Raw genomic sequence first — 26,527 nt, 5'->3', positions numbered from 1 at the left:
CTTATTCTAATTTTGCAATCACTGTATTATTACGTCCATTTGCTTTTGCTTCGTAGAGAGCCAAGTCAATTCTGTTCATAAATTGTGTTTGTGTTTCACCGCATCTATACTCACCAACACCTAAGGAAACAGTAAGTTTTGTTTGAATAGGTGGAACCGAATTTTCTATAGTCATTCTTATATGTTCCCCCAGAATATATGCTGCTTGAATATCCTTTTTTGAAAGTAGTACGAGAAATTCCTCGCCTCCAAGTCTAATACACTCTCCTTGTTCAGAACATAAATCTTTCAAAATAATGGAGATAAACTTAAGAACGTCATCACCAGCAATATGCCCATATTTATCATTAACTTGTTTAAAATGATCAATATCTAGCATGATTATAGAAAAATTAGTCTGTTGATCGAATAATTTACCGAATAATATATCTGCATATCTTCTATTCTTCAATCCTGTCAATGGATCTGTGACGGATATTTCCTTAATATTTTCAACTGTTTCCCGCTGACGTTTCCTATAGTTTTCAATAGTCATAGTTAGTTGTTTCGCCTCGAAATACCAAGTTGGTACATCGATTACCTCTTCTTGATCATCCACATCTCTTAGCGTGTAAATAGCGAGCTTTCTTAAAGGTGAGGCCAACTTAGTTGAGACATAAAACGCGGAAACTAAAAAGATAATAATAAACGGCAATGAAAATATAAATATTGTTAACATTATTCCTGATAATGGTTTTAATGCGCTAGTAAATGGTGTTTGTGATACTACTCCCCACTTACTTTTTTCTATGTATGTATAACCTGCTAAAAAGTTAGTCCCAAGTGTATTGTCTAGTTGTAAAGCGCCACTTTTTTCTTCTAATAACTTTTGTACAACTAAGTTACTTTCAACTGATTCGCCTATTCTAGTTTTATTAGGATGATAAATTAGAGTTCCATCTCGATCAACCACATAAACATAGGATCCGTCCTTAGAGTAATGTTCGGCAAGAATATCTCTGATAAAATTGTCTTCCTCCAAATACACAGTACCATTTAGCATACCTAAATATTCACCACTATCTCCAAACAAAGGAGTGGTTATTAGTATTAAGAGTCTACCAGTTTGTGCATAATATGGCTTAGAAATAAACGCTTCTTTCCTTGAAAAGGCTTCTTTTACACCATATGAGGAGATTTTACTACCTACGATTCCAATATTCGGGGTAGTTGCGATTGCAATTCCTTGGTCATTTATAACCGATAAAGAGTTAAAATTTTCACCGCTTATATTAAGCTGTTGTAATATGTTAGTTACTGTTTTAGGATCATTCAGATGTTTTACCACATCAGATTTTCGAGCTTCCAGGTTGCTTTGCATATATGAAAACACCTCATCCGTCATATGAGCTAATTTCATAGAATAAACTCTATTTTGCTCTAAAGAGTTTTCAACCAATATTTTTTTCGTCACAAAATAACTTGAAGAAAGAGTACTAACAATTATCCCAAACATAATAAAACAGATCAATGACAGAATCCAGAATCTTAAAGTTTTCAATAAAACCCTCCTAAACAAAGGAACTGCAATGTAATTCCGAAAAATATTTGTTTCTAATCATATAACATTAACACAAAAAAACTACGACTAATATAGTCGTAGTTTACTATTAATGTCCACCAAGGTAGGCAAGTTTAACTTCTTCACTATTTTGTAATTCCGCAGCTGAACCAGATAGTACAACCCTTCCCGTTTCAATAACATACCCCCTACTTGCTATAGATAGAGCCATATTGGCATTTTGTTCAACCAATAAAACAGTTGTACCTTCACGGTTAATATCCTCAATTACTTGGAATATTGTTTTGACCATCAATGGAGCAAGTCCCATAGAAGGTTCATCTAATAACACCAGTTTAGGCTTTGCCATAATAGCTCTTCCCATAGCTAACATCTGTTGCTCCCCACCTGAAAGAGTTCCAGAATGCTGTTTTTTACGCTCTAATAATCTCGGAAAGATTTCATATACTTTTTGCATATCTTGATGAATTCCTTGTTTATCTTTTCTAAGAAAAGCTCCTAACTCCAAGTTTTCTTCAACAGTTAAATTCGCAAAAACACGTCTTCCTTCCGGCACATGAGATATCCCTGCCTTTACTATCGTTTGTGCCTGTTTACCTGAGATTGACTTATCCAAAAACTCTATTTTACCTTTTTTGGGTTTCAACAGCCCAGAGAGAGTTTTAAGTAATGTACTTTTCCCTGCTCCATTAGCACCAATCAACGAAACAATTTCTCCTTCATTAACAGTAGCAGAAACATCACGAAGCGCTTGAATATTCCCGTAAAACACATCTATATTTTCTACTTTAAGCATTGTCATCGTGAACTTCCTCCCCTAAATAAGCCTCAATAACCTTAGGATGGTTACGGATCTCTTCTGGTGATCCTTCCGCAAGAAGTTGACCATGATCGAGTACATATATTCTTTCACAAACTCCCATTACTAAGTTCATGTCATGTTCTATCAACAATATAGTCAAATCGAATTTTTCACGAACAAAAGCAATTAAATTCATTAAATCCTTTGTTTCCTGTGGATTCATACCAGCAGCAGGCTCATCAAGTAAAAGTAATTTTGGTCCTGCAGCTAGAGCTCTTGCAATTTCCAACCTTCTTTGCTGACCATATGGTAGATTTTTCGCTAGTTCATCTTTGTACTTTTCAAGCTTGAAAATCTTTAGAAATTCTAATGATTTTTCTTCCATCTCTTTTTCACCTTTGAAATGAGATGGTAAACGAAGTATAGAGCTTAACATTGTATGTTTAGCAAGAGAATGGTAAGCAACTTTAACATTTTCTAATACAGATAATTCATTAAAGAGTCTAATATTTTGGAAAGTACGACTTATACCTTTTCTAGTTACTTTAAAAGGTTGCAAACCATTTATTCTCTCACCATTAAATAATATATCCCCTTCTGTAGGAACATAGACACCTGTCAATAAGTTAAAGCTTGTAGTTTTACCGGCACCATTAGGACCAATTAAACCAACAAGTTCTCCCTGATTCAATTTTAAGTTTAAGTTCTGTACAGCCTTTAAACCACCAAACTGAATGCCAGCATTTTTAACTTCAAGTAAAGGTTTATTTTCCATGCTGATCGCCTCCTTTTGGCGTTCTCCAGAGCTTGAAATAATCTGTAATTTCCATCGTACCCATTAATCCTTTCGGACGATATAACATTACTAGAATTAATACAAGACTATAAATTATCATTCGAGTTTCTGGATATCCTTGAAGATAAGTAGAAACTACAGTTAATAAAATTGCAGAAAGTACGGCACCAGAAAGACTTCCTAAACCGCCTAGAACAACAAATATTAATATATCAAATGATTTTAAAAATCCGAATTGACTCGGTTGAATGATATAAAAGTTATGAGAATACAAAGCACCGGCAACCCCAGCGAAAAAGGAACCAATCGCAAATGCAGCTACTTTATAATAAGTAGTATTAATCCCCATCGCATCTGATGCAATTTCATTTTCCCTAACAGAAATAGAAGCAATCCCATGTCTTGAATTAGTAAAGTTCACTATTACTATAATGGTAATGACAAGGCAAACAAACGCATATGTCCAAGTCGTTAGATGAGAAACCTGCATTCCAGCAGCCCCACCAACATAGTCAATATTTAGAAAAACAATACGTATAATTTCAGCAAAACCAAGCGTCGCAATTGCCAAGTAATCCCCTTTTAATCTTAAACTTGGAATACCGACAATCAGTCCCGCTAACGCAGCAACAATTCCACCGACAATAATACCAACGATAAAGGGAAGATCCAATTTCATAGTCACTATTGCCGACATATATGCTCCTACAGCTAAGAAACCAGCATGACCAATAGAAAATTGTCCCGTAATACCAATTACTAGATGTAGGCTGACTGCTAAAATTATGTTGATAGCTATAAATATAAGTGTATTAGAATAAAATTGATTCATCATTCCATTTGCTATAAAAATTTGAACCACTGTGTATACTAATACTGCAGCTATAATAAATAGCCAAAACTGTTTTGACTTTTTCATAATTATGTATCACCTACACTTTCTCTCGTGTATTTTTTCCAAAGATTCCCGATGGTCTAAAGATAAGAATTAATATTAAAATGACGAATGCTGCAGCATCTCTCCATAAAGAGAATCCTAAAGCACTAACGATCGTTTCAACAACTCCAAGTACCAATCCACCAACCATTGCTCCAGGAATTATACCAATTCCTCCAAGAACAGCAGCAACGAACGCTTTTACTCCTGGGATAACACCCATCAGTGGGTCAATCTTTGTATAATATATACCGAATATAACACCAGCTGCTCCAGCTAAAGCTGAACCAATTGCGAAAGTTGCAGATATTGTATTATCAACGTTTATTCCCATCAACTTAGCAGCTTCTGTATCATGAGAAACGGCTCTCATGGCTTTTCCTGTTTTGGTTTTGTGCACAATGAACTGTAACAGGATCATTAATACAACAGAAACAGAAAGAATAAGAATAGATTGAATGCTAATTTGTGCCCCTAAAAATGCAAACGAACGATTGGAGAAAACATCTGGATATGCTTCTGGTTGTGCCCCTCTAATATAAATTACTCCATATTCGATTAATAACGATACACCGATTGCAGTAATAAGTGCAGCTATTCTTGTTGCATTTCTTAAACGTTTATATGCAATTCGTTCAATTATTACACCGAATAAGGCACAAGCTGCCATCGATAGAATAAGCGCTGGAAAAAACCCTAATCCGAAAACGGTAATAGAATAAAATCCAATGAACGAACCTACCATGAACACATCCCCGTGCGCAAAGTTGATCAGTTTAATAATCCCATAAACCATCGTGTAACCGAGGGCTATTAAGGCATATATACTCCCGAGTGAAATACCGTTTATCAATTGTTGTATCCATTCCATAAATTTTCACTCCTATTACTTAAGATTTCAAATATTTTAGAATTAGAAAAGGAGGGATATCAATCCCCCCTATAATCATAAGAATCTTAAGGATTAACTTTCGTTTTAAATACTTGTGCACCATCAACATATTCAATAATTACAGCTGATTTGATTGGATGATGATTTTCATCAACGGAATATAAACCAGTTACTAATTCCAATTGATCTGTAGCTTCTATTGCTTCTTTAATTTTCGTACCGTCAGTTGAACCAGCACGTTCAATCGCGTCTTTTAATAGATAAACCGTATCGTATCCAAGTGCATTGAATGAGTTAGGGTCTTTTCCATACTTTTCTTTAAACTTTTCAGAGAAATCTTTCGCTTTACCGTCTGGATCTTCAGATGAAAAAGCAGTAATGATGAATGAATTATTCAAAGCATCTGCTCCAGCTAAGTCAACAAGTGTAGGTGAATCCCAACCATCAGCACCCATTAATGGAACAGTAATTCCTAATTCACGTGCTTGCTTAACAATAAGACCCACTTCTTCATAATATCCTGGGATAAAGATAAATTCCGGATTAGAAGATTTAATATTTGTTAAGGTTGAACGGAAGTCAGTATCTTTAGCAACATATGATTCTTCTGCAACGATTTTACCTCCAGCTGCTTCAAAATCTTTAATAAACGAAGCAGCAAGACCTTTTGCGTAATCACTCGCATTGTCAGCATACACTGCAGCAGTTTTAACTTTTAACTCATTAGCAGCGAAATTTGCTGCTACAGTTCCTTGGAATGGATCGATAAACGCTGTGCGGAATGTGAATGGATTAACCTTTCCATCATCTCCTACAGTAACTGTTGTACTTGTTCCTGAAGGTGAAATCATTGGTGTTTTTGTGTCTGTTGCTATTTGAACTTGAGCAACGGAGTTACCACTAGTTGCTGCGCCAATAATAGCTGTTACTTTGTCTTGACTTGTTAATTTAATAGCAGCATTTGTCGCTTCAGCTGCATCAGATTTATTGTCTACTTTGATAAGTTCGATTTTTTTCCCGTCAATACCTCCAGCATCATTGATCTCCTCAACAGCTAAATCAATTGCATCTGCTTCTGATGTACCATAAGATGCCGTCGCTCCAGAAAGCTCAAGATTTGCTCCAATTTTAATCGTGTCTCCGCCTTCTGAACTACTTCCTTCTTCTGCTCCGCACCCCGCTAAGATTCCGATCAATAAAGAAGATGACAGGAAAAGTGAAGCAAATTTCGATTTCTTCATAAAATAACCCCCATTTTGTTTGATAATTCTGAATTTATAAGTTATACTACTTGCCCTTCTCTTTTTAGCAAGCATAAACTCAAAATCTATCATTTTGTAAGAACAACCCTATTGTAAAACAAACTTTTAATTCAGTCTACACTAATTTTTCGGTATTATTAGAAAATTTATAATATTACACTAGTATAATTTTTATTTACAGTCGATAAGTCCTTATTAAATAAGGATTTATAGGCAAAATTCCCCTCCCGACATTCCCACTATTTACATAAAATAATTTTGATTTAAGATTATGCAATATATTTTATTATTTATACTAATATTTCTTACAATTCATCAATTTCTACGAAATAATTAATTGTTTTTACTTTTCTATTAACTTTATATATACTATTCAATAGTTCGAAATCCGTAATAATAAGGAGAGATAAAATGGTAAAAGAAATGCCAAGTCGTGATCAAGTACAAGTAGAAGAAACGTGGAATTTAGTAGATTTATTTAAAACTGAAGACGATTTTGAAGTTGCATTAAAAGAAATCGAAGTTTCTTCATCAGATTTTAACAAACGTTTTAAGGGGTCCATCCAAACCGCGTCTGATGTTGGTGAAGCACTTCACGAATATACGAAATTATACGAAAAAATTGTACCAGCTGGAGCATTTGCTAGTCTTTCCTTAAGTACAGATCAAACAAATACAGACGCTCAGATGAGAGCAAGTAAATTTGGTTCTCTTTCCGCAAAAGTTAGCAGTCAATTGTCGTTTTTAAATAGTGAGCTAGTGGAATTACCTGATATTATAATTGAAGAAGCAATTTCTAAATTCCCTCCCCATCAGCTTTACTTAGAAAAGTTATTAAAGAAGAAAAAGTATCAATTACATCCAGAAGTAGAAAAAACACTTGCTGCCTACTCTGCTTCGTTTGGTGCTCCTTATAAATTATATGATACGACTAAAATGCTCGATATTTCGTTTGATAACTTTGAGGTAAATGGTCAAGAGTATCCTCTTAGCTATGTGTCATTTGAAAATGACTGGGAAGCCGAATCAGATCCAGAAAAAAGAAGAGCAGCCTTTGATGCATTTTCCAAAAAATTAAGAGAATATCAACATACAACCGCTAAAACCTATGATATGCACTTGCAAATGGAAAAAACAACTTCAGATTTACGAGGTTATAGCTCTATATACGATTACTTATTATTCAACCAAGACGTGGACCGTTCCTTATATAATAGACAAATTGATTTAATTTCTAAAGAACTTGCACCTCATATGCGTAGGTATGCAAAATTACTTCAAAAAGAACATGGGTTGGACAAAATGACGTTCGCGGATTTAAAAGTATCTTTAGATCCTGAGTTTGAACCTAAGATTTCTGTAGCAGAGTCAAAAAAGTATATAGATGATGCTCTTTCAGTGATGGGTGAAGAATATATAGATATGGTCAACCGCGCTTATGATGAACGCTGGATTGATTTCCCCCAAAATGTCGGAAAATCAACGGGCGCTTTTTGTTCTAGTCCGTACGGAAGTCACCCGTATATTCTAATTTCATGGTCTAGTCGGATGAATGAAGTGTTTGTTCTTGCACATGAATTAGGTCATGCTGGTCACTTCTATTATGCAAATAAAGAGCAGAACATCTTTAACGCTCGCCCTTCTCTTTATTTCATCGAAGCTCCTTCCACAATGAATGAAATGCTAGTGGCCAACCATTTACTGAAGAATTCGGATGATCCTAAATTTAAACGATGGGTGATTTCTTCTATAGTAGCTCGAACGTATTATCATAATTTTGTAACTCATCTATTGGAGGCAGCATATCAGCGTAAGGTTTATGACCGTATTGATAAAGGCTTAAATGTTAATGCACAAATTCTAAACGATTATAAACGCACTGTATTAGAAGAATTCTGGGGAGATACGGTAGAGATTACGGAGGGAGCAGAACTCACTTGGATGCGCCAACCACATTATTATATGGGTTTATACCCGTACACATATAGCGCAGGATTAACTATCTCCACTCAGGTATCTAAGCGAATATTGAAGGAAGGTCAGACTGCAGTAGATGAATGGACGGAAGTATTGAAAGCTGGTGGTACCAAATCACCGGTAGAACTAGCACAAATGGCTGGTGTTGATATTACAACTGATGAGCCTTTAAAAGATACAATTGCTTATATTGGTTCGTTGATAGATGAGTTAGAATCGTTAACAGAAGAAATAAATCAAAACGCCTAAGAAAAAACGGTCAAAAGACGCCCGGTCCTTTAAGAACTAACCTGTTTCTAAAGTTTTCGATGTGCTTTGGAAAGCCGTTTTGAAATATTATTACCGAGTGAATTTTTAGTGATATTGGTAGTGACGTCCGTCGCAACCAATATCACTTTTTTTTGCAATCTTAGGGTGTTTGTCTGTCCCTCACCCTCCTGCAACTCCTAGAAACAGGTAAGTGCGTTTTTGGATAACTAAGATAAGTTACTTTCCAATAAATAGAGTAAGCTCTCGAAGATACAATTTTGTTGGCTATTTTACCTCTTTTTTAGTAAACACTTACTATTTCACTTATTAGTAAAATAAAATCTACTTCCATCCTCTATTATTGGGTAGACTTATTTCTAATTCAAATCGATTACAAATCATTTATTACTCTCTAAAATTCTACCTAACCTTATCATCTTGGCCATAAGCTCTGCGGAAGTACTACACACTAATGGATTGTAGTGGAAGTTGGCGACTCCAGCAGGATCAGTGAGACAGATGAAACATCACAACGTACCCGAAGGGGCGGTGATGGTTCATCGCTCCCCCTGCGGAACGCGTCCACCTAGAACGAAAATCGCTGTACTATCCCTAGCATAAAACAAAATATGCTTACCTACTCTATCATTGAATAAACTTATTTTTAATACAAAAGCGATTACAAAAAATTTATCACTCGCTAAAATTCTATTCAATCTTATCATCTAAGCGATAAGCTCTGCGGAAGTACTACACACTAATGGATTGTAGTGGAAGTTGGCGACTCCAGCAGGATCAGTGAGACAGATGAAACATCACAACGTACCCGAAGGGGCGGTGATGGTTTATCGCTCACCCTGCGGAACGCGTCCACCTGGAACGAAAATCGCTGTACTATCCCTAGCATAAAACAAAATATGCTTACCTACTCTATCATTGAATAAACTTATTTTTAATACAAAAGCGATTACAAAAAATTTATCACTCGCTAAAATTCTATCCAATCTTATCATCTAAGCGATAAGCTCTGCGGAAGTACTACACACTAATGGATTGTAGTGGAAGGTGGCGACTCCAGCTGGATCAGTGAGACAGATGAAACATCACAACGTACCCGAAGGGGCGGTGATAGTTCATCGCTCCCCCTGCGGAACGCGTCCACCTGAAACGGAAATCAGCTGTACTATACCTAGATAATACAAAACCAGCTTCCCTAACCTATCATTGGATAAACTTATATTTAGTTCAAAAGCGTTAAAAATTATTTTCCTAAACACAAAAAAGCACTTGCTTACGCAAGCGCTTTTTCATGTTTATTTTACGTTAGTTGGTTTTTTAGAAACATCCACTCTTTTTACAAATAGCGATAACACTAATGCAAGAACCGTAACAAGCGTAGCAATAAAGAAAGTGAAATTAATCCCTTCTAACATTGCTTGACCACTAATTTGCAATTTAAATTGCTCTAATGCATCTGCAGCTGTTGGAACATTCCCTGCTTTCGCTGCCTCCGCAAACAAACTAGCTCCTTTGGATTCCATTCTTGCATTCATAATTGTGATGAATATTGCAGAACCTATAGCACCCGATACTTGTTGTAACGTATTATTGACAGCAGTTCCATGCGGATTCATCTTCATTGGCAATTCATTAAGACCATTTGTCATGATAGGCATCATTACCATAGACATACCAAACATTCGTATTGTGTAAACAATCATGATGTAGTAATAATCTGAGTCCGCAGCTAAATTACTCATCATATATGTCGCGACCGCTGTTATTGTTAACCCGATAATTGCTAACGAGCGAGCACCGTATTTATCAAACAACTTCCCTGTAACTGGAGACATTAACCCCATAGCTAAAGCACCTGGAAGCATTAATAGACCAGAATCTAAGGGTGAAATACCTCGAATTGTTTGCACATACAGTGGGGTTAGAATCATACCTGAAAACATTGCAGCTGAAACAACTACAGAAATAACGGATGATAAAGCAAACATTGGGTACTTGTAAATACGTAAATCTAACAATGGTTCATCTAGTTTTAATTGTCTAAGGACAAAAATTACTAGAGCAATTACTCCAATTGCAATTGTACTATATACAATTGGTGCATCCCAGCCTTTATCTCCAGCTGTACTAAATCCATATAGAAGACCACCAAAACCTATGGTCGATAAACCTAAAGAGAAAACATCTAGTTTCATATCTTTGTTCGGTGTAATATTTTTTAGTTTAAAAATGGATAGTAACAATACTATTACAGCCAATGGTAATATTAGCTCAAACAATACTCTCCAAGTATAATGCTCAATGATGAAACCAGAAAGTGTGGGTCCGATAGCTGGAGCCATAATCATTACTAAACCAAATAACCCCATCGCTGTCCCTCTTCGTTCAATAGGGAATGCAGTTAACATAACATTCATTAGTAATGGCATCATTACCGCTGAGCCCGCTGCTTGAATCATACGAGCTAAAATTAGCACCCAAAACTCTGGTGCTATAGCTGCTAATAATGTACCTAATGAAAATAATGACATTGCAGTAATAAATAATTTTCTATTTGAGAACTTAGTTACAAAATACGCACTTGCCGGTATTAATATACCGTTTATAAGCATATATCCAGTTGTTAACCATTGAACAACAGAAGCTTTGACTGCAAACTCTGTCATAATAGTAGGTAAAGCTACGTTTAATAGCGTATTATTTAAAAAAGCTATGAATGCCCCTACAAAAAGGATTGCAATCATGGCATATGGTGGTTTTTGTTGCGTTTCGTTCATTCTTTTTTTTCCTCGTAATATTTCGGAACTATATTTGCACGAGTTGTACACTACTTTGAACATTTTATACCCTTGGTCCAAAAAATGCAATATCGAAAAACGCTTACATTTAAAATTTATTGATTTAACAGCTATTATTTTGTATTATATTATTTAGACTTGTAGTATAAAGGTGAGTGAATATGAAGAATAGGAAGCATCAAGTATTATTGACTGCTCAAAAATTATTTATAGAAAAAGGTTTTGCAGCCACTTCTGTTCAAGACATTATAAATGAGAGTAAAATATCGAAAGGTACATTTTATAATTATTTTTCATCAAAAAATGAATGTATTATTTCTATTATAGATAACGCTAAGGAAGAAACTGTTCTTAAACGTAGAGAATTATTAATTCATCAAGACATATCCAATAAAGATATACTTATAAAACAATTAATAGTACGCATGGAAGTATACAAAGAACGAAATTTGGTTCCCATTTTCTTGGTCATCTTCCACTCTCAAGATTCAGAGCTGAGGGATATTATTAAGAATAATCATTACGAAGAAGTAAAATGGTTATCCAAACGAATAGTTGATATTTATGGGGCAAAATCAAGGAAATATTCAGTAGATAGTGCAATTTTGTTATTGGGAATGATTCAACAGATGCAGCACCCTTGGACAGTTAAGTCTAAAGAGGTTTCTTCTATTGAATTGGTAAATTATGTTATAAATCGATTGGATTCATTAATGACAGATTTAGTAGAGTCTGATGAAGTTATTATAGACACATTTGTTTTTAATCACTTTTATGATGAAGTACGAATAACCAAAGATCATGTAATTCAGCTAATTCAAACATTTAAAGAAACAAATTTAAAAGAGTTGAAGGCACAAGAAATTGAGTTAATAAACTTTATTATAGAGGAACTAAAAAGCAACCATCCTAGGAAATTTCTACTGGAAACTGTAGTAAATAGCTTCTCAAATACAATGATTAATACTGCTCAATCTATAGAAATAAAAGAAATATCCTCGAATATATGGCAAGTAATCGATTCTCTATAACGGGAGGTATAAAATGAAAAATAAAGTAATTGAACAATATGAAGCAGATGAAAATATGATGATACAAATCTATGTACAATGGTGTGTTAATCATGATATTAATCCCGTAGATCTTTATAGTAGAGCATACCCTAACCAAGCTTCAAATGAGGTTATTTTAGAACTAATGGACAGCACAGAGAAAAATTCTACCTTAATCGACATAGGGACCGTTTTATATGTACTTCAATTATTTGGAAATGACGATCTTGCTTTTGTAGTTTCAGAAGTGGAAAAAAGTAATTTACATTAATAAATACTAATATTTCTTTCAAAATAAAGGAGCTGAAACCAATGGATTCAGCTCCTTTACCTATTCTTCTGGTATATACTTTAGTGACCTTTCTAACAAAATTTGCTGACTATCTAATTTGCATTTAGTTTTGTCTTTATAATGATATTTGCCACTTTGATCTTGGAATCTGGCTTTAACAGTATCTCGCAATTCTAAATCTAGAATTTCCATCACTCTCTTTTTTATAGGAGGAGATAAAACAGGAAATAATATCTCTACACGTTTCACCATATTTCGAGTCATCATATCCGCTGAGGAAAGGTATAATTTAGAATCACCATTTCGATGGAACCAATAAATTCTAGAGTGCTCTAAAAACCTACCGACAATACTCGATACTGTTATATTTTCACTTACTCCTGGGATTTTAGGTAGTAAGCAACATGTCCCCCTTACTATTAGATCCACTTTTACTCCCACAGATGAAGCTTCGTAAAGCTTCAATATCAAATCTTTATCTGTAAGAGAATTCATCTTTAGTTTAATATGACCGTTATGAAATGCCTGATGGCACTCAATTTCTTCATCTATCAAACTAATAAATTTATCTCGTATATCATATGGCGAAACGACTAATTTATCATAATTTGGTTTATCCGTATATCCGCTAAGAAAATTAAAAAATTGCGTTGCATCTGAACCAATATTTTTATCTGCCGTAATAATTCCCATATCAGTATACGTTCTCGCAGTTTGGTCATTATAATTTCCTGTCCCAAGATGGACATATTGTTCGATTCTGTTATTCCTTCTTCGAACAACTAATGTTATTTTGGAATGAGTTTTTAAATTATGCATCCCGTAAATTACAAGACAGCCAGCTTTCTCTAACTCTTTTGCCCACTGCACGTTATTTTCCTCATCAAAACGAGCTTTTAACTCAACCAAAACGGTTACCTGTTTTCCATTCTCAGCAGCACGCTTTAAAGCTAGTATAACAGGAGAATTCCCACTAACTCGGTACAAGGTTTGCTTAATAGCCAAAACAGATGGGTCTTCAGCTGCTTTTTCGATAAAATCTATTATTGGTTGAAAGGATTCATAAGGATGATGAAAAAACAAATCTTGCTTTTGAACTTTCGCAAAAATTTCCTCATCACTTGATATATCTAATGGAGGTTGCGGTATAAAAGGTTCATAGAATAAATTTATATACTTTCCTTCAAAAGATTTAATAAAGGAAAATAGGAAAGTCACATCTAAGGGACCATCTAATTTATAAACATCTTCTGGCATAATTTCTAACTCATCCAGTAAAAAGTTTAACAGTTTCGGTTTGATTTCACTTACTTTTACTTCTAATCTGCTTACCGCTCCCCACTTACGCTTTTTCAACTCTTTTTCAATTTCAATTAGTAAATCTCGAGCTCCCTCTTCATGAATTGTTAAATCGGCATTACGGGTAATTCTGAAGGGGTTTGCATGTTTTACATGATACCCGTGAAATAGATTGGAAATATGTTCAACGATGACATCCTCCAAAAGAACAGCTACGAACGAACCATCCTCTGTCGAAACTTGGATAAACCGTTTTAAAACCGACGGCACCTGAACTATAGCAATCTTATTTTGTTCGGTGTTTGCATCTTGGTTGTCTTCTATCATTACTAAAATATTCATTGTTTTACTTAATAAAATTGGAAATGGTCGATATGTATCAACTGCAATTGGTGTTAAAACGGGAAAAATTTCTTCCTCAAACAGCTTCTGCAATTCCTGTTTTTGAGGAATTGATAAATCAGCATACTTTACTAAAGAAATACCATGCATAGGAAGTTGTTTTTCAATCAGCTCTTTATAAATTTTCATTTGTCTGCTTACTAATTCTTTCGTAATTAAAGCTATTTGATTTAACTGCTCTTTTGGTGTTAATCCTGCTTTATTTTCAGGTTTATTGAATCCAGCTCTAACCTGATCCTGTAAACCTGCTACACGTACCATAAAAAATTCATCTAAATTGGAACTAAAAATAGCTAAAAATTTCAATCGTTCCAACAGGGGATTCGTTTCATCTTCAGCTTCCTCTAGTACTCGCTCATTAAAGGCGAGCCAGCTTATTTCTCTATTATTATAATAGGCATAGTTGTTAAAAGGATGTTTTTGTACCGCTCCGTCATTCATTCCTGAATTTCCTCCATGTCTACAAACTTCAACTTAACTTCCATATCAACTATTTTTTCAAGATGTCTTTTTAATTTTTCCGCTTGGTATTGTTCTAACATGTATTTTTCAGAAACTAAAAATATAAATTCGATAGTATTTGCAGCAGTTTTTGTGAGGAATACATCTTTTATAGGAGATCTTCCTAGTACATTTATTCCTTTTATAAAGCGAATTAATGCTCCAACATCTCGAAGCTTTTTACTTTCCATAGTACTAATAATATGTTGATAGGGTTCAATATATTGTTTAAATGTACCCTTATTTTTATATGAGGCAATTAAGGCAATTTTTAAACGATCTTCATTAGATATACCATCTATTGTTAAGTTGGTTATAATATGAAAAGTTTGCTGACTATACGCATCTTGCTCAATTTCCTTACCAATATGAAATAGTTGGAATGCATGTAGATGTAACTTCTTATTGTCAAGTGGTGCTATAAAACCCCACTGCATGAATTTATCATATATAGAAGAAAATATTCCAAACAAATGAAGTGATTCATTTTCATTCATATTAAACTTTCCTAACACATGACGGATAGCATTCTTAATCACATCATTTACTTTAAAATCATCAGGAAATTGATCGATAAGATGAGCTAAAATAATTCCTTCCCGTAAACCCTTTTTGCTATAAATAAAAGCTGAACTTTTTACTACCTCCATAAATATCCGAAAGGTTTCTAGTGCAGGCACAATAATATCCGCTCGATCTGCGGAAAGACCGTCTAATTTCTTTAAACGTTCGAAGGAAAATTGAGCAAATTCATAGCTAATCTCCTGTAAATCCGATGCACTTAACTCATATTGATGTATCCCATTTAGTGCAAAGTTCTTGCGTTGCTGATCCACCTGCGCTAAATTTCGTGCACTACCACCGATAGCAACCACAGGTGCTTGTAAGTTATGTAACCAAGGTAATCCTTGAAATTGTTCCCACACATAAGCAATAAGATTTTCCTTTTCTTCCAATGTAATTGAACTACCCTGTATAAATTTCTTTTTTAAAGAGACAGCTCCGAATGAAAAACTGTGTGAAAATTTTATCTTTTTGTTTTCAAAATATGTAACTTCCGTACTTCCTCCACCCATATCTATCGTTACACCTGTAGTTATATTAGTTGAATGAATAACAGCTAAATAACCATAATAAGCTTCCTGTTCTCCAGATAATAAAGAAATTTGAATCCCCGTATGTTTCTCGGCCACAAGTAAGACCATTTCACAATTGTTTGCTTCTCTTATAGCAGCCGTAGCAGCTGCAAACACGTTCGTCACAGAAATATCGTTTAATATGTCCTTAAATTTTAATAAATTTTCGATTAAAATATGTATACCTTCAGAACTTAAGTTTCCTTCTTCATCAATATGCATACTTAATCGTGCTACAGTTTTAATATTTAGATGCTCTATTAAACCCTTGACTCTACTATAGCTAAATACCACTAAGCGGATGGAATTGGACCCAATGTCTATTATTGCTTTCTGCTCATTTTTAGTTTCCATATTTTCTACTCCTCCAAATATAGTTTATTCCTAATTTCACCCGTCGAATGTTAAAAGTATGTAAATTTTGATTGGAAGGTGACAATGTTCATGTAATTATTTTTAACTTTCTTTGTAAAATTTAGGTTATTTTTCTGAATTATTCTACTAAGCCTGTTTTGTTTGATGTACAATAATTTATAACAATGATTGGAGGGATGAATATATTGAAAAAATTCACAAAAGAAGAGAATAGTTGGTCTCTTTATGATTGGGGCTCTTCCGCCTATTCAATCATCATTACTACAGCTGTTTTCCCTATCTTTTATAAAGAATCTGCTACAGCAGGCGGGGTAAATGCAGCAGATTCCACAGCTTATCTTGGATATACGATTGCAATTTTCACTTTTATATTAGCCATGATAGGCCCAATTCTAGGAACAATCGCAGACTATCGTGGGATGAAAAAAAAGTTTTTTACTTTTTTCTTTGTATTAGGTGTTACGTTTACTACAATGCTAGCATTCGTACCTTTTGATAATTGGCTATTATTATTAATCTTTTATACACTTGCAGCACTTGGTGCAACAGGAGCGAATGTCTTCTACGATGGCTTTATCGTAGATGTAACTAATAATGAACGTATGCATAAAGTATCTTCACGTGGTTATAGTTTTGGCTATATAGGGTCCACTATTCCCTTTTTACTTAGTATCATTATTATTTTGCTAGCCGGAAAGGAAATTATCCCTATTTCAACAACGAATGCTAGCCGACTAGCATTCGTTATAACAGCAGCTTGGTGGGTAATATTCTCTATTCCGATGTTCAAAAACGTGAAACAAATTCACTTTGTCGAAAAAGAAGGAAATATCATCTTAGAAAGTTTCAAACGATTAGGAAATACCTTTAAAGAAATACGACAATACCGGGCTCTTTTTTTGTTTTTACTTGCTTACTTTTTTTATATTGATGGCGTAGGTACTATCATCTCCATGTCTACTGCATATGGTTCTGATTTAGGTTTGGAATCTACTAGGTTGCTTATAGTTTTATTTGCCACACAAGTTGTTGCTGCACCATTTGCTATACTATATGGAAAATTAGCTACTAAATTTTCTGAAAAGAAAATGCTTTATGTTGGAATAATAGTTTATATAATTATATGTACATATGCATTTTTCTTAGATACTATTGTAGATTTCTGGATTTTAGCAATGCTCGTAGCAACTTCTCAAGGCGGTATTCAAGCGCTAAGTAGATCCTACTTTGGTAAATTAGTTCCAAAAGAGAATTCAAACGAGTTTTTTGGATTTTATAATATTTTCGGAAAGTTTGCCTCTATCATTGGACCATTATTAGTAGGAATCACTGCCCAGTTAACCGGAAACTCAGCATATGGGGTATTTAGTCTAGTAATCTTGTTCATCATCGGATTTATCATTTTAACAAAAGTTCCAGAACCGAAAGAAGCAGTTCCTATCGATCAAATTGTAAAAGCATGATTTTTTTAAGACATACTAAAATTTAGTATGTCTTTTATATTGAAACTATTTAACATTTAGCTCATTTGTTATAAAACGTCTCTTAGTCCATATCAAAGTAAATATCAAAAATAATTCAAATGCATTCGTCACTGCTCCACTTTCTACATCTATAGGTATTGCACTTCCAAAAGTCATAACTACGGCACCTACAAAGAAAACTGGCCATTTGGTTTTTTTCCACAAGATTGCACTTGCTACAATGAGAATGATAGTAACTAATAACACCATTACAGGGGGACCAGTTGATTCTTTAACATTTGAATAGCTTATTACCCCGTATTCTTTCACTACTTCAATGTCTAATCCAACAACCTCTTTAGAAAATTCTAATATCATTAAACCAATCGTATATATAATACCTGAAATAAATAACCACTTTTTCTTTGCCCATTTGATACCACTTTCCTGCAATGTCCCTAAAGAATACATAACAAGTAATGGTGTGATTAAAGCATGTAAGCAAAAACGAGAAAAGTTTAAGCTTTCCAATAACTCCCCTTCTCCAATCCACTTACCTGTAGCAAGTATTGCGTTATCATAGATCAATGGTAGGATCACTAAATAGATGACACTTGTCCATTTTGCTAAATCCTGCTTTCTTATGCCATATAACCCCCAAATTAATAGCGCAGTATATAAAACTACATAAAGAAAATATAATAATGTATCCATTAAAATCAACCTCCTATTCCTTTCATTCCCAAATTTTGAATGTTTTAATCTTAAGGATTAGCTTGATAATAAATAGAAAATCAAATGAAACGTACTTAATTTCGAACTATTTATTTCAATTTCATAATGAAGTGATTATCAGTAAATTACGTGCCCCATTTAAATAATTCAACTTTAAATAAACAATATTATGGCCGACCAACTATGGTACCGTAGAGCACATTGTTAGTCTAACTCCAACGACCACGGCACATCACAGACTGGCGCACTCTATACCAGGAGCACTCATGAGTGATTAATCCTACTCTGATTATGGCACCAGTCCAATCTCATTTTTATTATGTAATTTTATAGATCTTGAAAGCTTTTTAATTTTAACTCTGTTCCTCAAGAACTTCATAATTTACGACAAAAAAGCTAACACCATGTGCTAGCTTCCTCAATCGTATAATGTAAGTTACTTTGTCTTTAGGATAAATTAATTCATTGAACTTTCATCCATGAAAAAAAGCTCCCAAAGATGCCCGTCAATATCCTCAAAACTCCACCCATACATAAAACCATGGTCTTGTGGTTCCATTGAAGGTTTTCCACCTGCTTCTAAAGCCTTGTTTACAATCTCAACGACTTTTTCTTTACTATCAACAGATAATGCCAATATTGCTTCGTTACTTGTTGTAGAATCGGAGATTTCTTTTTTCGTAAAAGTCTTAAAATGTTCTTCAACTAACAACATAGCAAATATATTATCATTAATAATCATGCTTGCTGCAAGCTCATTGGTAAACTGAGCATTGAATTCAAACCCCAATTTAGAGAAAAACGCCTTAGACTTATTTAAATCTTTTACTGCTAAATTTACGAATATCTTATCAGCCTGAAACCCCATGTTACTCACCTCTACTATAGTATTGTCATTCACTTTATAATTCTCTATTCCACAAATGAATTCCTTCCAAGAATAAAAATATTTTATAGAATCCGTAATGCGACATAAGTGGCTAGCTTTTCTTCTTCAATTAATCTGCTGTGCTTGTTAAAGTGAATATTTCAATACCACCTCACGGAAAATCAACACTTTCTTTTTAACATAGCCAAAATAAAAAAGAACCTGCTAATAAAAACAATTTGTTTATTAGCAGGTTCTATATAATTTATTGTTTCCCAAAAGATGCAGGCATTAGAACAGCGATCACTTCACCACGAGCGCAGAGAACTTCTCCTGCAAATACTTCTGTAGTAACTTTGAATTTTTTAGGATGAATTTCTTCTACCTGGCCAATTGCTTTTAGAACAATTTTCTGCGGAGTTGGTTTTAGGAAATCTACATGCAAGGAACCAGTAACAAAGCGAGGTGGTGTTTCTCCACTACCTGGTTCAAATCCATTCTTTCGATGTAGAGCAAGCGATGCAGAACCTGTACCATGACAGTCGACTAATGCCCCAATTAGCCCGCCATATACGAAACCAGGTATCGCTATATGCCCTTCCTTCGGTTCATAAATAGTTACTGTTTGCTCTCCATCCCATACTGTACGAAAGTGATGCCCTTCTTTGTTCATTCTCCCACAACCATAGCACCAAGCAAAATCCTCCGGGTACTCATCTTGAATCGCGCGAATTATTTCTACCATTTTAATTCCCCCTTTAGAAAACCATACAAAAAAGCTATCTGTACGTCAATACAGATAGCACTATATCTTTTAATATAGGTCCACTCTACGGTCTTTAAAAACCGGAATCCTTTTTCTTACTTCTTCCACATCATCCATGTTTACATCTACTAAACCTATTGTTTCTTCATCAGCTCCAACCCAAAGAACCTCGCCCCATGGTGCGATTACCATCGAATTTCCGTTAAATGAATTGTTAGGATCTTCTCCGACCCGGTTTACTGCAACGATGAAACATTGATTTTCAATCGCCCGAGCTTGTAATAATATTTTCCAATGATCAACTCTAGTAGCCGGCCATTGAGCAGGTACAAAAATAATTTTCGCTCCTGCCAATGAATGGGCACGGAACCACTCTGGAAAACGCAAATCATAACAGATAACGCCACCCATTTCGACATCATTCAGCGTGAAGATATTTTTGCTTGTTCCTGCCTCTAAGTATAGATGCTCATCCATTAATTTAAACAAATGCGCTTTATCATATTCAGCAATCAGCTCTCCAATATTATTTACTACGTACATCGTATTAAAGAAATGATTGTTTTTTTTTGTTGAAACGGAGCCTCCAATAATATGAATATGTAACTCACTAGCTAACCGAGTTAGGAGATTTTTAGTTTCTTCTCCGTTTATATCAGCTGTTACTTCAAGGTTTGTTAAGTCATAACCAGTATTCCACATTTCAGGCAGTACGACGATTTCTGCATTTAACATCGCTGCTTTCCGAATCTTTTCTTCTACTTTTCTAAAATTTTCTTTTGGGTTACCAAAAGCTATATTTAATTGGACACATGCAATTCTCATTTTTGACACCCCTATAGACATAATAATAAAAAGGTTATAAGATTTGACTAACAAATGCAACTTATTAGAAAACGAGGTTACGAACATGGAATTTTCAAACCGTTTAAAAAATCTACCTTCACAGTTTTTTGCTACACTAGTAAAAAAAGTTGGAGACGCAGTTTTAGAAGGTAGAGATGTGATTAATCTTGGACAAGGTAATCCTGATCAGCCTACTCCTGAGCATATTGTACAAGCACTGCAGGAAGCGGCAGCCAATCCATTAAACCACAAGTATAGTCCATTTCGTGGAACTGGAGAATTTAAAAAAGCGGCAGCCAATTTCTATAAACGAGAATATAATGTTGACATTGACCCTGAAACTGAAGTAGCGATATTATTTGGCACTAAAATTGGCTTAGTAGAGCTCCCGTTGGCACTGATGAATGAAAATGATTTAATGCTACTTCCTGACCCAGGCTATCCTGATTATTTATCTGGGGTAGGACTTGCTAATGTAGCGTTTGACACGATGCCATTACTCAAGGAAAATAATTTCCTTCCTGATTACAGTTCCTTAACAGAGGAGCAAAAACAAAAAGCTAAACTTATGTACTTAAATTATCCAAATAACCCCACTGGCGCTATCGCTAATTTAGACTTTTTCCAAGAAACTGTTTCGTTGGCAAAAGAAAAGGACATTGCCATTGTCCATGATTTTGCATATGGTGGAATAGGTTTTGATGGAGAGAAGCCAATTAGTTTCTTACAAGCTGATGGTGCAAAAGACGTAGGTATTGAAATGTACACATTGTCCAAAACGTATAATATGGCTGGCTGGAGAGTTGGTTTTGCTGTTGGGAACGCTAAAATTATTGAAGCTATAAATATAATTCAAGACCACTTATTTGTTAGTCTCTTCCCTGCCGTACAGGATGCTGCAACGGTTGCACTCAATAATAGTCAAGAATGTGTAAAGGAATTAGTGGATTTATATGAGGGCAGACGAAATGCTCTTATTGAATCTTGTAACAGTATTGGTTGGCAGGTGAATGCACCAAAAGGTTCCTTTTTCGCATGGTTACCTGTTCCCGATAATTTTACAAGTGAAGCTTTTGCTGATTTACTTTTGAACGAAGCCGATGTAGCAGTTGCTGCTGGTAATGGGTTTGGTGGATACGGCGAAGGGTATGTTCGCGTGGGTTTATTAGTGGATGAAGTTCGATTAAGAGAAGCAATTACACGCATTGGAAAGCTTAATTTATTTTAAAAAAGTGCAGCCCATTAATATAGGGCTGCAATTTTCATTTATGTAGATGATTAGGTTTTTCTTTATTCGTTTCTACAGGATAAAACTGATTAGCTCCTGTTTCTTCGTCAAACTGTCTCTTAAACTCCATATCAACAGTTTCTGCCAACACTAGGTCTACTGTAATAACAGGATTTTCACCTTTAATAAAATGACCACCAAAAATATTGCCATTTTGGTCACATATTGTACCGTGGAAATGCGTTTCAAATTGATCATCTCTTTGGCATACAACTCCTGTACCCTGCAAGAACTCAATTGGCCCCTCTTTCACAACAAGATTATTGTATCCTACACCTATAGGGGAATCTTCATTTGGTACTAAATACACAAATCCACATCTTTGAAAACTACCAAAACAACTAAGAATTGTAGCGGATTGAATTCCATTTACTTTACACAATTCCTCTATCCCTTCCAGCAGATCAGTTCCATAAACTAAACGTGCGCTCACTATCTTCCCTAGCTGCCCTACAGCATAATTTGCTCTAATTTTTGACAACGCTTACACACTCCCTATGTATAATTATTTATTGTTATTAAACATAAACTAATTCGAATGATATATGCAACTATAAAAAAAGTCTGTTGACTTTAATAATTTGATGTAGTAAATTATATTTTATGAACTGTTGGAAAACTTAATAGCTGATATCTCTTATCAAGAGTAGCTGAGGGACTGGCCCTATGAAGCTCGGCAACCATCCATATATTTTTTGTATATGGAAAGGTGCTAAATCCTGCAAAACATTTTGTTTTGATAGATAAGAGAGGACAAACGTATGTATGCGCCTCTCTTTCTACTGGAAGAGAGGCTTTTATATTTATACAACGTTCTTAATAATTATTCGGAGGAATGACAAATGAAAAAGATTGGTTTTTTATTATCAACGGTATTATTAACTGGAACTCTTGCAGCTTGTGGGTCTGACGCTGCGTCAGAAGCTAAAGCAATCAATGAAGACAAAATAGTAGTAGGAGTAACTGCCGGACCACATGAACAAATTGTAGAAGTAGCTGCAGAAGTGGCAGCTAAAGATGGTTTAGAAGTAGAACTTAAAGTATTCTCTGATTATATTCTACCTAACACTGCATTATCAGAAGGTGATTTAGATGCGAATAGCTATCAACACGAACCTTTCCTAGACACGTTTAACGAGGATCACAGTACTGACTTAGTACCAGTAGGAAAAACAATTTTAAATCCAATGGGTGTATATTCAGAAAAATATAAGTCAATTGATGATCTACCAGACGGTGCAACTTTTGGTTTGCCAAATGATCCAACGAATGGCGCGCGTGCACTATACATTTTAGAAGAACATGGCTACATCAAAATTAAAGAAGACAAAAGAGAAACAGCTAGTATTTATGACATTGAAGAAAATCCAAAAAACCTGGAATTTATTGAACTAGAAGCTGCTCAAATACCAAAACAATTAAGTGAAGTAGATGCAGCTGCCATTAATACGAACTTTGCACTTGAAGCAGGAATTAGCCCAAAAGAGGACTCTATATTATTAGAATCTTCTAACTCACCTTATGTAAACTTTGTGGTTGTTCGTGCGGAAAATAAAGATGATCCAACGATTCAAAAATTTGTAAAAGCATATCAATCGGAAGAAGTACGAAAGTTTATCGAAGAAGAGTTTAAAGGTTCTGTATTAGCTAGCTGGGACGAATAATGGACTTGAAAACGTTACCGACTTCGGTAGCGTTTTCTTTAGAAAGGAAGATAGTAAATGATTGAGTTAGAAAATGTATCGAAAGAATTTAAAAGCAAGAGTGGAATAGTAAAGGCAGTAAACCAAGTAAATATTCAGGTAAATAAAGGAGAAATTCATGGAGTCATTGGATATAGCGGTGCTGGTAAAAGTACACTGATTCGATGCGTAAATTTACTCGAACAGCCAACGGAAGGCAAAGTTTTTATTAACGGTGTTGAACTTACTTCCCTTCCCCTCCCTAAATTGCGTGAAACCCGCAATAAAATTGGCATGATATTTCAAGGATTTAATCTATTAAAAACAGCAACTGTTTATGATAATATCGCCATTCCACTTAAGCTACTTGGATATAATAAAGCGCAAGTAAAAAAACGAGTGGATCAATATTTAGAAATAGTTGGATTAACTGACAAGCATACAAACTATCCAAACCAGTTATCTGGTGGCCAAAAGCAGCGTGTTGCAATTGCCCGTGCACTAGCGCAGGAACCCGAAGTATTGCTTAGTGATGAAGCAACAAGCGCACTGGACCCAGAAACTACTGATTCCATATTAGATTTGCTTCTAAAGATAAATCGAGAATTAGGTATTACTATACTTTTAATCACGCATGAAATGAATGTCATTCAAAAAATTTGTGATCATGTATATGTCATGGAAAATGGAGAAATTGTTGAACAAAATACAGCTATTAATCTATTTACTAACCCTACACACCCTACAACTAAAAAGTTTTTAAATACAATAAGTCAGCGTAATTTATCCACTTCTTTAATTTCTCAGTTAAATGTTACGGGTGCAGTCACTCGCTTAACATTTGTCGGAGAAAGCACTGGAAAACCTTTATTAGCTGAAGTAAGTCAAAAATTTAATGTCCAACCGAACATATTAACTGCCAATATTATCGAACTTAAAAATGGCATTGTCGGAAATATAGTGGTCCATTTAATTGGCGACAAGGACCAGGTTAGAAATGCTATACACTATTTAGATTCTCAAGGTGTAGCAACGGAAGAACTGGAGGGACAGTCTCATGAGTAGAATCGATCAATTTATAGAACAATGGCTACCGATTATTGGTGAGTCTGTTGTACAAACATTTCAAATGGTGGGTATCTCCCTATTTTTCTCTGTATTAATCGGGATTCCATTAGGTATTTTAATCGTCCTGACTAGACCTGGCCAGGCATTAGAAAACAAATTTATATATCAAATTACTAATTTAATCATAAATATTGTACGTTCTGTTCCCTTTATCATTTTACTATTTTTCATAATTCCTTTTACAAGATTAATAGTTGGAACAACTATTGGAGTTCAAGGCGTTATCGTGCCATTAGTAATTTATACAGCACCATATATTGCTAGACTAATGGAATCTGCTCTTTTGGAAGTGGAAAATGGTGTCATTGAGGCTTATACCGCTATGGGTATTAGTACACGCGCAATCATTTGGAATGTCTTACTTCGAGAAGCTCGACCTTCTATCGTTTTAGGATTAACCATTTCAACGGTCAGCTTAATCGGTGCTACAGCAATGGCAGGTATGGTTGGTGCAGGTGGTTTAGGTGACTTGGCATATCGTTTCGGACATTTACGTTATGAAGTTGATGTAATGTATGCAACAGTAGTAATTTTAATCATCCTAGTACAAAGTATTCAATCTATCGGAAATCGTATTGCAGCAAATATTAAAAAAGACTAGCAGGAGGCGAACTTATGACGAATCTTTTATATGTGGAACGAAGTGGATCAATCGCAACACTTGTATTTAACAGAGTGGATAAGAAAAACTCTTTCTCCCTTGCTATGTTCAAAAAGCTCGGTGAAACATTAAATGATTTAGAGAATGATCAGCAAGTTAAATTGTTAATCCTTAAAGGTGCAGATGAAACTGCTTTCTCCTCTGGTGCAGATATAACAGAGTTTCTAGAAAATCGCTTTTCTGCCCAAAAAGCAAAGGATTATAATGATGCAACACTTGAATCAATTGAAAAATTATATCGTTTCCCCAAACCTACTATTGCCCTTATTAAGACATTAGCAATTGGGGGTGGATTAGAACTTGCTAATTCCTGTGACTTCCGATTCGCATCTTCTGGTAGTAAGCTTGGTATAACCGCTGCAAACATCGGCATTATTTATAACCTTGTAAGTACAAAACGATTAGTTAACCTTATCGGAATTACAAAAACAAAGGAATTATTGTATACTGCAAAACTAATCACAGCAGAAGAAGGAAAAGAAATTGGCTTAGTTGACTATATTTATCCGATGGAAGAGATAGAGGAAAAGTGTCATGAGTTCGCTCATCAAATTATCCATAAGTCTTCCGTTGCAAATAACGGTATTAAACAAGTAATTCAAGCAATTATTGATGGTGATAAGGAAGAAACAAAACAAATTGAAGAACTTATCTTAGATTCTTTCAGCTCCGATGACTATAAAGAAGGCATCCAAGCATTCTTAGAAAAAAGAAAACCAAATTTTACATAAGAGGTGTTTC

The 26,527-nt window shown here is 34.8% G+C and carries 23 protein-coding genes and 1 riboswitch; of the genes, 9 read left to right on the top strand and 14 right to left on the bottom strand.

All coding sequences use genetic code 11. The features are described from left to right. Position 1 precedes the first annotated feature (1 nt). From MKY60_RS08950 to MKY60_RS08925, 6 genes are all read right to left on the bottom strand, one after another. Positions 2–1,540 carry a sensor domain-containing diguanylate cyclase gene (locus MKY60_RS08950; RefSeq protein ID WP_340879546.1) on the bottom strand — a complete coding sequence of 513 codons (1,539 nt, stop codon included), beginning with the start codon at positions 1,538–1,540 and terminating at the stop codon, positions 2–4. Between the two features lie 109 nt (positions 1,541–1,649). Beyond that, positions 1,650–2,357, bottom strand: coding sequence for an ABC transporter ATP-binding protein (locus MKY60_RS08945; RefSeq protein ID WP_340931081.1), 708 nt, complete (start codon positions 2,355–2,357; stop codon positions 1,650–1,652). Further along, positions 2,350–3,138: an ABC transporter ATP-binding protein gene (locus tag MKY60_RS08940; RefSeq protein ID WP_090561527.1), complete on the bottom strand. Its 789-nt coding sequence runs from the start codon at positions 3,136–3,138 to the stop codon at positions 2,350–2,352. Before MKY60_RS08940 ends, MKY60_RS08945 begins: the two co-directional genes overlap by 8 nt. Next, on the bottom strand, positions 3,128–4,078 hold the full coding sequence (locus MKY60_RS08935; RefSeq protein WP_093494745.1) for a branched-chain amino acid ABC transporter permease: 951 nt from the start codon (positions 4,076–4,078) through the stop codon (positions 3,128–3,130). Before MKY60_RS08935 ends, MKY60_RS08940 begins: the two co-directional genes overlap by 11 nt. A 13-nt stretch (positions 4,079–4,091) precedes the next feature. Next, positions 4,092–4,967, bottom strand: coding sequence for a branched-chain amino acid ABC transporter permease (locus tag MKY60_RS08930; RefSeq protein ID WP_090561531.1), 876 nt, complete (start codon positions 4,965–4,967; stop codon positions 4,092–4,094). An 86-nt stretch (positions 4,968–5,053) separates the two neighbouring features. Further along, the gene (locus tag MKY60_RS08925) at positions 5,054–6,229 is read right to left on the bottom strand and encodes an ABC transporter substrate-binding protein (RefSeq protein WP_093494744.1); all 1,176 of its coding nucleotides are present in this window, start codon (positions 6,227–6,229) and stop codon (positions 5,054–5,056) included. 432 nt (positions 6,230–6,661) lie between these two features. On the opposite strand from MKY60_RS08925, the gene pepF reads away from it, so the two are divergent. Further along, positions 6,662–8,476 carry an oligoendopeptidase F gene (pepF, locus tag MKY60_RS08920; protein ID WP_340929557.1) on the top strand — a complete coding sequence of 605 codons (1,815 nt, stop codon included), beginning with the start codon at positions 6,662–6,664 and terminating at the stop codon, positions 8,474–8,476. 1,313 nt (positions 8,477–9,789) lie between these two features. Here the strand turns inward: pepF and MKY60_RS08915 are convergent. Further along, positions 9,790–11,271 carry a DHA2 family efflux MFS transporter permease subunit gene (locus tag MKY60_RS08915; RefSeq protein ID WP_093494742.1) on the bottom strand — a complete coding sequence of 494 codons (1,482 nt, stop codon included), beginning with the start codon at positions 11,269–11,271 and terminating at the stop codon, positions 9,790–9,792. Positions 11,272–11,453: 182 nt separating this feature from the next. Between MKY60_RS08915 and MKY60_RS08910 the strand changes: the two genes are divergently transcribed. Both MKY60_RS08910 and MKY60_RS08905 read left to right on the top strand, forming a co-directional pair. Further along, positions 11,454–12,323 (top strand): TetR/AcrR family transcriptional regulator, encoded by an 870-nt coding sequence (locus MKY60_RS08910; protein WP_241600320.1) that lies wholly within the window; start codon positions 11,454–11,456, stop codon positions 12,321–12,323. Between the two features lie 13 nt (positions 12,324–12,336). Further along, positions 12,337–12,615 (top strand): hypothetical protein, encoded by a 279-nt coding sequence (locus MKY60_RS08905; protein ID WP_090561543.1) that lies wholly within the window; start codon positions 12,337–12,339, stop codon positions 12,613–12,615. A 60-nt stretch (positions 12,616–12,675) separates the two neighbouring features. On the opposite strand, the gene MKY60_RS08900 is transcribed toward MKY60_RS08905, so the two are convergent. Together MKY60_RS08900 and MKY60_RS08895 are read right to left on the bottom strand one after the other, a co-directional pair. After that, positions 12,676–14,778 (bottom strand): RNA degradosome polyphosphate kinase, encoded by a 2,103-nt coding sequence (locus MKY60_RS08900; RefSeq protein WP_241600317.1) that lies wholly within the window; start codon positions 14,776–14,778, stop codon positions 12,676–12,678. Further along, on the bottom strand, positions 14,775–16,328 hold the full coding sequence (locus MKY60_RS08895; protein WP_340929555.1) for a Ppx/GppA family phosphatase: 1,554 nt from the start codon (positions 16,326–16,328) through the stop codon (positions 14,775–14,777). Before MKY60_RS08895 ends, MKY60_RS08900 begins: the two co-directional genes overlap by 4 nt. Positions 16,329–16,531: 203 nt before the next feature. Between MKY60_RS08895 and MKY60_RS08890 the strand changes: the two genes are divergently transcribed. Continuing rightward, complete coding sequence (locus tag MKY60_RS08890) at positions 16,532–17,812, top strand: MFS transporter (protein ID WP_340931080.1); 1,281 nt, start codon at positions 16,532–16,534, stop codon at positions 17,810–17,812. 45 nt (positions 17,813–17,857) lie between these two features. On the opposite strand, the gene MKY60_RS08885 is transcribed toward MKY60_RS08890, so the two are convergent. From MKY60_RS08885 to MKY60_RS08870, 4 genes are all read right to left on the bottom strand, one after another. Continuing rightward, positions 17,858–18,526: a phospholipid phosphatase gene (locus MKY60_RS08885; RefSeq protein ID WP_340929554.1), complete on the bottom strand. Its 669-nt coding sequence runs from the start codon at positions 18,524–18,526 to the stop codon at positions 17,858–17,860. 478 nt (positions 18,527–19,004) lie between these two features. Further along, on the bottom strand, positions 19,005–19,415 hold the full coding sequence (locus MKY60_RS08880) for a VOC family protein (protein ID WP_090561552.1): 411 nt from the start codon (positions 19,413–19,415) through the stop codon (positions 19,005–19,007). A 265-nt stretch (positions 19,416–19,680) separates the two neighbouring features. Continuing rightward, positions 19,681–20,160, bottom strand: a complete 480-nt coding sequence (locus tag MKY60_RS08875; RefSeq protein WP_340929552.1) for a PaaI family thioesterase — start codon at positions 20,158–20,160, stop codon at positions 19,681–19,683. 69 nt (positions 20,161–20,229) lie between these two features. Beyond that, positions 20,230–21,006, bottom strand: coding sequence for a carbon-nitrogen family hydrolase (locus MKY60_RS08870; RefSeq protein ID WP_340879542.1), 777 nt, complete (start codon positions 21,004–21,006; stop codon positions 20,230–20,232). Between the two features lie 85 nt (positions 21,007–21,091). On the opposite strand from MKY60_RS08870, the gene MKY60_RS08865 reads away from it, so the two are divergent. Beyond that, complete coding sequence (locus MKY60_RS08865; RefSeq protein WP_093494735.1) at positions 21,092–22,255, top strand: pyridoxal phosphate-dependent aminotransferase; 1,164 nt, start codon at positions 21,092–21,094, stop codon at positions 22,253–22,255. A gap of 34 nt (positions 22,256–22,289) precedes the next feature. On the opposite strand, the gene MKY60_RS08860 is transcribed toward MKY60_RS08865, so the two are convergent. Then, complete coding sequence (locus MKY60_RS08860) at positions 22,290–22,796, bottom strand: PPC domain-containing DNA-binding protein (RefSeq protein WP_269915707.1); 507 nt, start codon at positions 22,794–22,796, stop codon at positions 22,290–22,292. Between the two features lie 153 nt (positions 22,797–22,949). Further along, positions 22,950–23,065, top strand: a riboswitch (SAM riboswitch). Positions 23,066–23,157: 92 nt separating this feature from the next. Here MKY60_RS08860 and MKY60_RS08855 point away from each other — a divergent pair. The 4 genes from MKY60_RS08855 to MKY60_RS08840 are packed head-to-tail and all read left to right on the top strand — an operon-like array spanning position 23,158 to position 26,517. Beyond that, complete coding sequence (locus MKY60_RS08855; protein WP_241600306.1) at positions 23,158–23,979, top strand: MetQ/NlpA family ABC transporter substrate-binding protein; 822 nt, start codon at positions 23,158–23,160, stop codon at positions 23,977–23,979. A 57-nt stretch (positions 23,980–24,036) separates the two neighbouring features. Beyond that, a complete protein-coding gene (locus MKY60_RS08850) occupies positions 24,037–25,062 on the top strand; it encodes a methionine ABC transporter ATP-binding protein (protein ID WP_340879540.1) in 1,026 nt (341 codons plus the stop codon). Then, positions 25,055–25,726 carry a methionine ABC transporter permease gene (locus MKY60_RS08845; protein ID WP_093494733.1) on the top strand — a complete coding sequence of 224 codons (672 nt, stop codon included), beginning with the start codon at positions 25,055–25,057 and terminating at the stop codon, positions 25,724–25,726. Before MKY60_RS08850 ends, MKY60_RS08845 begins: the two co-directional genes overlap by 8 nt. 14 nt (positions 25,727–25,740) lie before the next feature. Next, positions 25,741–26,517, top strand: coding sequence for an enoyl-CoA hydratase/isomerase family protein (locus MKY60_RS08840; RefSeq protein WP_340929549.1), 777 nt, complete (start codon positions 25,741–25,743; stop codon positions 26,515–26,517). Positions 26,518–26,527: the final 10 nt, after the last annotated feature.

The organism is Psychrobacillus sp. FSL K6-1415 (assembly GCF_038003185.1).
In the GTDB taxonomy this organism is placed as follows: Bacteria; Bacillota; Bacilli; order Bacillales_A; family Planococcaceae; genus Psychrobacillus; species Psychrobacillus psychrodurans.
The sequence above is the reverse complement of the archived record's forward strand: the minus strand, read 5'-3'. Positions and strand labels throughout refer to the sequence as shown.

Excerpts from the sequence above, each read along its gene's own strand:
- MKY60_RS08945 (WP_340931081.1), bottom strand. The coding sequence starts at position 2,357 with ATGCTTAAAGTAGAAAATATAGATGTGTTTTACGGGAATATTCAAGCG.
- MKY60_RS08930 (WP_090561531.1), bottom strand. The coding sequence starts at position 4,967 with ATGGAATGGATACAACAATTGATAAACGGTATTTCACTCGGGAGTATA.
- MKY60_RS08935 (WP_093494745.1), bottom strand. The coding sequence starts at position 4,078 with ATGAAAAAGTCAAAACAGTTTTGGCTATTTATTATAGCTGCAGTATTA.
- MKY60_RS08850 (WP_340879540.1), top strand. The coding sequence starts at position 24,037 with ATGATTGAGTTAGAAAATGTATCGAAAGAATTTAAAAGCAAGAGTGGA.
- MKY60_RS08840 (WP_340929549.1), top strand. The coding sequence starts at position 25,741 with ATGACGAATCTTTTATATGTGGAACGAAGTGGATCAATCGCAACACTT.
- MKY60_RS08895 (WP_340929555.1), bottom strand. The coding sequence starts at position 16,328 with ATGGAAACTAAAAATGAGCAGAAAGCAATAATAGACATTGGGTCCAAT.
- MKY60_RS08900 (WP_241600317.1), bottom strand. The coding sequence starts at position 14,778 with ATGAATGACGGAGCGGTACAAAAACATCCTTTTAACAACTATGCCTAT.
- MKY60_RS08925 (WP_093494744.1), bottom strand. The coding sequence starts at position 6,229 with ATGAAGAAATCGAAATTTGCTTCACTTTTCCTGTCATCTTCTTTATTG.
- MKY60_RS08905 (WP_090561543.1), top strand. The coding sequence starts at position 12,337 with ATGAAAAATAAAGTAATTGAACAATATGAAGCAGATGAAAATATGATG.
- MKY60_RS08885 (WP_340929554.1), bottom strand. The coding sequence starts at position 18,526 with ATGGATACATTATTATATTTTCTTTATGTAGTTTTATATACTGCGCTA.
- MKY60_RS08865 (WP_093494735.1), top strand. The coding sequence starts at position 21,092 with ATGGAATTTTCAAACCGTTTAAAAAATCTACCTTCACAGTTTTTTGCT.
- MKY60_RS08845 (WP_093494733.1), top strand. The coding sequence starts at position 25,055 with ATGAGTAGAATCGATCAATTTATAGAACAATGGCTACCGATTATTGGT.
- MKY60_RS08855 (WP_241600306.1), top strand. The coding sequence starts at position 23,158 with ATGAAAAAGATTGGTTTTTTATTATCAACGGTATTATTAACTGGAACT.
- MKY60_RS08875 (WP_340929552.1), bottom strand. The coding sequence starts at position 20,160 with ATGGTAGAAATAATTCGCGCGATTCAAGATGAGTACCCGGAGGATTTT.
- MKY60_RS08940 (WP_090561527.1), bottom strand. The coding sequence starts at position 3,138 with ATGGAAAATAAACCTTTACTTGAAGTTAAAAATGCTGGCATTCAGTTT.
- MKY60_RS08910 (WP_241600320.1), top strand. The coding sequence starts at position 11,454 with ATGAAGAATAGGAAGCATCAAGTATTATTGACTGCTCAAAAATTATTT.
- MKY60_RS08880 (WP_090561552.1), bottom strand. The coding sequence starts at position 19,415 with ATGGGGTTTCAGGCTGATAAGATATTCGTAAATTTAGCAGTAAAAGAT.
- MKY60_RS08915 (WP_093494742.1), bottom strand. The coding sequence starts at position 11,271 with ATGAACGAAACGCAACAAAAACCACCATATGCCATGATTGCAATCCTT.
- MKY60_RS08870 (WP_340879542.1), bottom strand. The coding sequence starts at position 21,006 with ATGAGAATTGCATGTGTCCAATTAAATATAGCTTTTGGTAACCCAAAA.
- pepF (WP_340929557.1), top strand. The coding sequence starts at position 6,662 with ATGGTAAAAGAAATGCCAAGTCGTGATCAAGTACAAGTAGAAGAAACG.